The 1,399-nt window shown below is 70.2% G+C and carries 1 protein-coding gene; it reads left to right on the top strand.

Annotated features, from left to right (window positions below; all coding sequences use genetic code 11):
* The coding region (locus ACEN88_RS31715; RefSeq protein ID WP_413346137.1) for a glycosyl hydrolase family 95 catalytic domain-containing protein at nucleotides 1-1,355 on the top strand (1,355 nt) is incomplete at its 5' end.
* Nucleotides 1,356-1,399: the final 44 nt, after the last annotated feature.

Consider the following 1,399-nt stretch of genomic DNA (forward strand, 5'->3'; position numbering starts at 1 on the left):
TTTTTTTTACTGAACCCCCCCCCCCCCTCATCTCCACATCTCTATTGGTCGCCCGCGTCCGTTGTTTAAAAGACCCACCGGTGCCGCCCATCGCCGCCGTCCCGCGGACGGACGACGCCGCGCTCGCGGGGCTGTCCGCGCTGTACCTGCAATACGGCCGCTATCTGCTGATCTCGTCGTCGCAGCCCGGCAGCCAGCCCGCCAACCTGCAGGGCATCTGGAACGAAGGCATCTACCCGCCGTGGGGCGGCAAGTACACCATCAACATCAACACGGAGATGAACTACTGGCCGGCGGAAGCGGCCAACCTGGGCGAATGCGTGGAGCCGGTCGTGAGGATGGTCGAGGAGCTGGCCGTGAACGGCGCCGACGTCGCGCGCGACAGCTACGGCGCCCGCGGCTGGGTCGCCCACCACAACACCGACCTGTGGCGCGCGGCGGCGCCCATCGACGGCCCGAACTGGGGCATGTGGCCCTGCGGCGGCGCGTGGATGTGCAAGACGCTGTGGGACCACTACGAGTACACCCCGGACGATGCGTTCCTGGCCCGCATCTACCCGCTGCTGAAGGGCGCCTCGCAGTTCTTCGTCGACGTGCTCGTCGAGGACCCGCAAGGCCGCGGCCTCGTGACGTCGCCGTCGATCTCGCCGGAAAACACGCACCATCCGGACGTGGCCGTGTGCGCGGGTCCGGCGATGGACCGCCAGATCGTGCGCGACCTGTTCGCGTGGACGCTGGCCGCGCACGAGCGCGTGGGCGATCCGGACGCGGACTTCCGCAAGTCGGTGGAAGCGAAACGGGCACGCCTGGCGCCGGACCGCGTCGGCGCCCAGGGCCAGTTGCAGGAGTGGCTGGAGGACTGGGACGGCCAGGCGCCGGAACAGCATCACCGCCACGTGTCGCACCTGTACGCCGTCTATCCCAGCGAGCAGATCAACGTGCGCGACACGCCGGAGCTGATCCAGGCTGCCAAGACGACGCTGAACACGCGCGGCGACCTGTCCACCGGCTGGGCCACGGCATGGCGCCTGGCGCTGTGGACGCGCATGGGCGACGGCGAGCGCGCCTACGGCATCCTGCGCGGCCTGCTGGACCGGCAGCGCACCTACCCGAACATGTTCGATTCGCACCCGCCGTTCCAGATCGACGGCAATTTCGGCGGCACGGCTGCGATCCTGGAAATGCTCGTGCAATCGTGGGGCGGCGAGATCCGCATCCTGCCCGCGCTGCCGCGCGCGTGGCCGGAAGGTGCCGTGCACGGCATTCGGGCACGCGGCGGCATCGAGGTCGACCTGGACTGGGCCGGCGGCCGTGGGGGGGGGGGGGGGGGGGGGGGCGCGCCCGGGGGCGGATGACAAAAGACAGGAGCGGGCGCAAGAAGGGGGGTGAGGGGGGGGGG

The sequence above is a fragment of the Massilia sp. CT11-108 genome (assembly GCF_047302915.1).
Taxonomy (GTDB): Bacteria; Pseudomonadota; Gammaproteobacteria; order Burkholderiales; family Burkholderiaceae_D; genus Telluria; species Telluria orientalis.